Annotated in this window: 7 protein-coding genes; 5 read left to right on the plus strand and 2 right to left on the minus strand. The window is 63.9% G+C overall.

Annotation, left to right across the window (positions count from 1 at the left end; translation table 11 throughout):
• The coding region (locus ACHFFZ_RS01310; protein ID WP_394274863.1) for an ISL3 family transposase at positions 1-849 on the minus strand (849 nt) is incomplete at its 3' end.
• A gap of 240 nt (positions 850-1089) precedes the next feature.
• Here ACHFFZ_RS01310 and ACHFFZ_RS01315 point away from each other — a divergent pair.
• From ACHFFZ_RS01315 to ACHFFZ_RS01330, 4 genes are all read left to right on the plus strand, one after another.
• Entirely contained in the window at positions 1090-1680 is a 591-nt protein-coding gene (locus ACHFFZ_RS01315) for a ParA family protein (protein ID WP_394274864.1), read from the plus strand.
• 52 nt (positions 1681-1732) lie between these two features.
• Positions 1733-1900: a hypothetical protein gene (locus tag ACHFFZ_RS01320; RefSeq protein WP_394274865.1), complete on the plus strand. Its 168-nt coding sequence runs from the start codon at positions 1733-1735 to the stop codon at positions 1898-1900.
• Positions 1901-1988: 88 nt separating this feature from the next.
• On the plus strand, positions 1989-4826 hold the full coding sequence (locus tag ACHFFZ_RS01325) for a DNA methyltransferase (RefSeq protein ID WP_394274866.1): 2838 nt from the start codon (positions 1989-1991) through the stop codon (positions 4824-4826).
• Positions 4827-5192: 366 nt separating this feature from the next.
• Entirely contained in the window at positions 5193-5648 is a 456-nt protein-coding gene (locus ACHFFZ_RS01330; RefSeq protein ID WP_394274867.1) for a hypothetical protein, read from the plus strand.
• 51 nt (positions 5649-5699) lie between these two features.
• On the opposite strand, the gene ACHFFZ_RS01335 is transcribed toward ACHFFZ_RS01330, so the two are convergent.
• Positions 5700-5906 (minus strand): hypothetical protein, encoded by a 207-nt coding sequence (locus ACHFFZ_RS01335; protein WP_394274868.1) that lies wholly within the window; start codon positions 5904-5906, stop codon positions 5700-5702.
• 256 nt (positions 5907-6162) lie between these two features.
• Between ACHFFZ_RS01335 and ACHFFZ_RS01340 the strand changes: the two genes are divergently transcribed.
• Positions 6163-6688, plus strand: a 526-nt coding sequence (locus tag ACHFFZ_RS01340) for a transposase (protein WP_394274869.1), incomplete at its 3' end; no start/stop codon positions are given.

The following is a 6688-nucleotide window of genomic DNA, read 5'->3' on the forward strand; positions in this document are numbered from 1 at the left end:
CTGTCGACCGCGATGCCCGAGCGTGTCCTGCTGAACGCGTTGCCGGCACCGGTCCAGCGCGTCGCCGGCGAGACGGACGACATGGAACGGGTCCATCACCGGGACCGCGTCCGGGAGCTCTTCCGCGGCGGCGGTCTTGAACCCGCTGAACCCGTCCATCGCTACCACCTCGATGCCGTCCCGCCATGCCTGCGGCCGTCCCGCGAGCCACTGCTTGAAGACGGCCTTGGAGCGGCCTTCGATCATGTCCAGCAGCCGTGCGGGGCCGGTCTTCTCGCGGGCGGGCGTGAGGTCGATGATCACGGTGACGTACTTGTCGCCCAGCCTCGTGTGTCGCCAGACGTGCTCGTCGACACCGATCGTGGTGACCCCGTCGAACCGGGCGGGGTCGTCGATCAGGCGCCGCTTGCCTTCCGCGAGGACGGCGGCGTTCGCGGCACTCCAGGACACCCCGAGACCTGCGGCGACGCGGGTGACGGTGAGGTGGTCGATGACGATGCCCCGCAGCGCCCACTCCAGGCCGCCGCGGGAGATCTTCGCACGCGGCGCCGCTGCCCGCGTCATGTCCTGCCGCCACGTGCGCCGGCAGTGTCCGCACCGGTACCGGCGCACCCGCACCAGCAGGGTCGTCGGCCGGTGCCCGAACGGCTCGTGCGCCAGTCGACGCGTGACCGTGTCCCGCGGCACGCCCTCGACACCGCACTTCCGACACCACGGGTCGTCCTCGACGACGCGGCATTCGATCGTGGCCCGATCCGGCTCGATCAGCTGGCCGACGGCGACGAGGCCGAGCTCGTCGAGGCGGCAGAACGTGGTCAGGTCAGGGGTCGCGAAAGTAGGGTGGAGCACGTCGAGGTCTTTCGGGATGGCGAGCGTGAAGAACTTCCATCATCCGGGAGACCTCGACCCCTACCCGGCCACCGACGCGCTCAACCGACTACACCCTCGTTCGTGAAGAGCCGTGAAACTGCCCTGGCGCGCATCTGGGAGAAGAACCGTGCCCGTCTGAAGGAATGACAGGGGCCGTCGCACGATAGGCAGTATTTACCGCAATCCCGTATACGGTTTTTACCGTGCTAGCGTGTAGTCATGCGCCTGGTCATCACCAACACCAAGGGCGGCGTCGGGAAGACCACCACCGCGATCTTCCTGGCCACCGCCCTCACCGAGCACGGCAGCGTAGAAGTCTGGGACGCCGACCCCCAGGGCTCAGCCTCCGAATGGGCGCTGCGTGCTGAAGAGGACGGCACCCCCCTGCCGTTCGCTGTGGAAGCGGTCAACGTCGCCAAGCTGCGGAGAGCTTCTGAGAAGGCGGACTTCACGCTGATCGACACCGGCCCCGGAGACACCCGCGGCATCGATGCCGCTCTCGAGACAGCCCGGGCCGCGATTATCCCCACTGCACCCAGCGCGATTGACATGTCCCGCGTGTGGGAGACCGAGGCCGTCTCATCCCAGGCAGTGGACTCCTACGTCCTGCTCACCCAGGTCGATGGACGCACCCGGTCCTATCGGGCCGCGCTCGAGGTCCTCGACGAACACGGCATCGGCCACTTCGAGACCGCGATCCCCCGCCGTGAAGCCATCCGTCAGTCCTTCGGCACCCGACCAGAGCGGGAGCTCTTCGGATACCAGCAGGCAGCCCTCGAGATCCTGGAGGCCACCACCGATGAAGCCTAAGAAGACCACCGCCACCAATATGGCCCCCCGCACTCGAGACGCTGAGGCGACCATGAAGGATGCCCTACCGCAGCACGAGGAGTCCGATCCGCTGCGTCACCTGACCATCCAGGTCCCGGAGTCTCTGCGACGAGAGCTGAAGACCCGTGCCAGCCAACAGGGCACCACCGTCCGACAGATCGTCGTGACCGCCATTCAGCAGGAACTCGACAAGCAGTAAATACCGTAATCCCGATTGCGGTATTTACTGCTTACGACAGGCGACTTCAGGCCCGGCTAGGTCCATCAGTCTGCATAGGATGCCTCCCATGGAAGCTCCGATGCAGATGGACCGTGGAACCGCTACCCAAGGTCTGCGGGACTTCGCCCGCCACTGGACTGAGCGCATCGGGGCCTGGCGCGAGACAGGCCAGACCCATACGGAGAAGTCGTACGCGCAGTCGTTCTGGTCTGATCTGCTGCGCTGCTTCGGGGTGATTCCCGAGCGCATGGATCTCTTCGAACGAGATGCTTCCCGGGCCAGCAGCGGCAACACCGGCTACATCGACTTCTTCTGGTCCGGCGTTGCCATCGGTGAGGCAAAGTCTCTAGATGCCCCCCTCGATCCTGCTCTGGACCAGGCCTTGGACTACCTCTCTGGCGGATCCATTGGCCAGTTCGAGTGGCCGAAGTACGTCATCCTCACCAACTTCCAGCGGCTGCGCATCGATCGACTCGGATCCGACCCCTGGACCGTCGATTTCGACATCAGCGACACTGCTGACTACGTCGATCAGCTGATGTTCCTTGCTGGCCAAGACACCGTCACCAAGACAGAAGAGCAGGCCGCCTCCCTTGAGGCTGCTGCTCTGATGGCTGGGCTGTGGCAGGCCGTTGTCGGCGAGGATGCTGATGAGGCGGTGAGTGAGGACGCTCCCACCAACCCAGAAGATGAGGACGAGCTCGCGCGTGAAGCCTCAGTGCTGCTAACGCGGCTGCTGTTCTTGCTCTACGGAGACGATGCCGGCCTATGGGAAGACGATCTCTTCCGGCGCTGGGTCGAGTACGACACCACCGCCGACTCCCTCGGCCCTCAGCTCGATGCCCTCTTCAGGGTGCTCAACACCCCCGAATCCCAGCGCCGAAACGTCCCTGCCCAGATGGCGAAGTTCCGGTACATCAACGGCGGCATCTTCGACGGACGTTCGTCTGTTCCCTTCCTGACCGCCCAGATGCGTGACGCGCTCATCGATGCCTGCCGATTCCGCTGGACTTACATCTCCCCAGCGGTTTTCGGCGCGCTCTTCCAACTGGTCAAGTCACGGAAGGCCCGTCGAGGCGACGGCGAGCACTACACCTCCGAAACCAACATCCTGAAGACCATCGGTCCGCTGTTCCTCGACGACTACCGCACACGCGCAGACCGGCTCATCGCCAAGAAGACAGCCTCCAAAACGGAGTTCGAGGCGCTCATCGACGAGATGGCCGCCAACGTCTACCTCGACCCGGCCTGCGGGGCCGGCAACTTCCTCAACGTCGCCTACGCCCACCTGCGCCAGATCGAGACCGACCTCATCGTCGAACGCTCTCGACGCTGGGATCCGATGAACATGGCCATGGATGTGACTACTGACCAGCGGCTGACCATCGATCGGTTCTACGGCATCGAGATCAACTGGTGGCCGGCCAAGATCGCCGAGACAGCCATGTTCCTCGTCGACCACCAGGCCAATCGCACTCTTGCCAAGGCCCGCGGAGCAGCTCCTGACCGCTTGCCAATCTCCATCACGGCTCATATTCATCATCACGACGCCCTCACCCTGGACTGGACAGAGATCCTCCCGGAGACGACCGGGCAGACCTATGTCTTCGGCAATCCGCCCTTCCTGGGGGACCACACCCGAACAAAGGAGCAGAAGGCCCTGCTGGGACAGGCTTGGGGGACGACGGTGCAGCTCTCCCGGCTGGATTTCGTTACCGCGTGGCATGCCAAAACGCTGCGGCTGATGACAGATCGTCACGGCGAATGGGCCTACGTGACCACCAACTCGATCACTCAAGGCGACCAGACCGCACGTCTGTTCGCACCGATCTTCGAGCAGGGCTGGACCATCAAGTTCGCCCACCGCACCTTCCAGTGGGACTCAGAAGCCCCCGGCAAGGCCGCAGTGCACTGCGTGATCGTCGGCTTCAGCCGCGACCGGGGAGCCAAGCGACAGCTCTGGGACTACCCAAAGGTCAACGCCGAACCTGCCCCGGTGCCGAAGGTACGCACCATCAACCCCTATCTGGTTGATGGGCCAGAGCTGCTCATCACCAAGCGCACTACTCCACTGGCCCCAGACCTCCCAAAGGTCAACTATGGCTCTAAACCCACTGATGGTGGTCACCTGATCGTTTCCTCTGAGGACTACGACCGCGTCATGGCTGACCCCGTCATGGCACCTTTCGTTCGCCCTTACGTGGGGGCCAAAGAGCTTCTCTCCAACCGGAAGCGGTGGTGCCTCTGGCTACGCGACATGCCTCCTGGGGCCCCGGGGAAGTCTCCGGAGCTCAAGCGTCGTCTCCAGGGCGTTGAAGCGACGAGGCTGAAATCCGATGCGGATTCCACGAAGGAATGGTCAAGGTTCCCGCATCTGTTCCGCCAGCTGGGGCTGGTCTCCGAGGTTCCCTTCGTCGGTATCCCCGAGGTGAGCAGCGAGAACCGCCGCTACTTGCCCGTCGCGCACTTCGAACCAGACGTGATCATCTCCAACAAGGTCTACGGCGCTGTAGATCCTGACGGGATCATCTTCGCCGTAGCCTCCTCCTCGATGTTCTGGACATGGATGAAAACCGTTGGGGGGCGTCTTGAGTCCAGGCCTTCGTTCTCCAGCACGATTACGTGGAACAATTTCCCGATGCCTAAGCTGTCTGATCCCGAACGGGCTTCCTTGAAGACAGCCGGAGAACGCATCCTCGCAGTTCGACAAAGCCATCCAGGGCGCACTCTGGAGTCTCACTACGCGCCGCTGGGCATGACCCCAGATCTGGTAAGAGCCCACGACAGTCTGGACACCGTGATGGACAAGATCATGGGAGCCAGTCGCCGATGCCGTACTGAGCTCGAGCGTCAAGAATTACTCTTCAAAAGCTTCCTCCAGCATAAAAACCGGCAACCTAAATGATCGATCGATATGCATGTTTTCCTACCCGTAGCCAGGTCGATTTAACGACCTGACGATCGCAGCGGATACACCGGTGTCGCCGACTCAGCCGGGAGCTCGGGTTCCGGGGCTGAGGGCTGGTCGACGACCTGCAGCCACCGGTTCTCCGGCCGGGGCTGAGCAGCCGGCCTCTTTCCTCGAGAGAACAACGCCATCAGGACCACCTCTTGTCACCGCTCCAACGCGGTGACTCCACGGGATGATAGGCCCGCGCTGCCCTCCCCAGGAATCCCACGCGTCGCCGTGCGCGCACGCCGGCAGGGGAGGTCGAAACCGGAGCCCACGGAACCGGACAACCGTGACGAAACCAGCCGACAGAATCTCCCTATGACCTCCACTGATCTCGTCGCCTTAGCCGCCTTGCTGATCTCCTGTGCGGCGTTCCTCGTTGCCACCGCTGACTGGCTTCAGCTCGGCCGAGAAGCACCCTGGGAAGCAGCCTGGGGCGAGGACGGGATCGTGGTCCTCACCCGCCGGCACTACTGGCCAGTCTGGGTAGAAGCCCTAGTGAACTTTCATGGCGGAGGGATCACCGTGGCCAACGGCGGGGTAGGGCTTCCTGTTCAAGCCATGCACCGGAACTCAACACTCACGCTCCACATTGGCCCCGGCGGCAGAGGCAGCGCGATCGATGTCTTCTACCGGCGAGCCAGCCTGTGGGAAGTCCTCAAGATCCACTTTCGCCCACCCCTGCGGAACCCGCACTGGACCCCCGACGCGATGACCGGCAAGCACCACTGGTCCACACCCGTCCTCTCCAGCGGCCCACGGCCAAATGTCTGATCTTCTACACGAAACGCTGCTTATGTGGCGGGCCTTCTAACGTCTCAAGGGTCAGCTGGCACGTCCACCGCGGTACTTACTCGGTGCCCCGCTGCGTTCTGCGGGCTTCTGAGCGGCGAAGGACTCGCCGGCTTCGATCGTGGCCTTAGAACGGCGCATGGCGGTTTCGGCTCGTTTCTGTGCGGCGCTCCAGTCGATTGTCGTGGCCTCGGTGGGCTTCTTCCGGGGCTTGCGGCGACTCGCATGTCGTGTCGTCATGGCTCTCTCCTCGCACCTTCGGAGTCTTACGCGATGACCTCGGCAGGGCGCGCAGCGGTCCTTCAGCTTCTAGGTCACAGCGTACTGAGCTGTGCGATGTCTCGTGCGGGCTAGGCCTCATACTTCAACGCCCAGTTGAGCCCCGCATGATGGTGTAACGCTCGGTGGCCGAGTCCGTCGTTCCGGACGAGAGCGCGGCCACCGTGAGATCTTTCGAGTTCACCTCTCACAGCACTCTCGAAAGGACATCATCACGATGACCGCTCCTCACATTGTCGACCCTGCCGGCCTGCTCGGTGAAGCCCTGTCCGACGCGTCGCCGGACCTGATGCGGTCCCTGCTGCAGACGGTGATCAACCAGTTGCTCTCCGCCGACGCCGACGCGGTGGTCGGCGCCGAGTGGGGCAGGCCCACTCCTGACCGGGCGGCCCAGCGCAACGGCTACCGCCACCGCGACCTCGACACCCGCGTGGGCACGATCGACGTCGCCGTCCCGAAGCTGCGCACCGGCACCTACTTCCCCGAGTGGCTGCTCGAGCGGCGCAAGCGGGCCGAGTCCGCCCTGATCACGGTCGTGGCCGACTGCTACCTCGCCGGGGTCTCGACCCGCCGGATGGACAAGCTGGTGAAGACCCTGGGCATCAACTCCCTGTCGAAGTCCCAGGTCTCTCGCATGGCCGGTGACCTCGACGAGCACGTGGAGTCCTTCCGCCACCGTCCCCTGGGCGAGGCCGGGCCCTTCACTTTCGTGGCCGCCGACGCGCTGACCATGAAGGTAGAGC

Source organism: Luteococcus sp., assembly GCF_043424415.1.
Lineage (GTDB): Bacteria > Actinomycetota > Actinomycetes > Propionibacteriales > Propionibacteriaceae > Luteococcus.

Excerpts from the sequence above, each read along its gene's own strand:
- ACHFFZ_RS01315 (WP_394274864.1), top strand. The coding sequence starts at position 1,090 with ATGCGCCTGGTCATCACCAACACCAAGGGCGGCGTCGGGAAGACCACC.
- ACHFFZ_RS01320 (WP_394274865.1), top strand. The coding sequence starts at position 1,733 with ATGAAGGATGCCCTACCGCAGCACGAGGAGTCCGATCCGCTGCGTCAC.
- ACHFFZ_RS01335 (WP_394274868.1), bottom strand. The coding sequence starts at position 5,906 with ATGACGACACGACATGCGAGTCGCCGCAAGCCCCGGAAGAAGCCCACC.
- ACHFFZ_RS01330 (WP_394274867.1), top strand. The coding sequence starts at position 5,193 with ATGACCTCCACTGATCTCGTCGCCTTAGCCGCCTTGCTGATCTCCTGT.
- ACHFFZ_RS01325 (WP_394274866.1), top strand. The coding sequence starts at position 1,989 with ATGGAAGCTCCGATGCAGATGGACCGTGGAACCGCTACCCAAGGTCTG.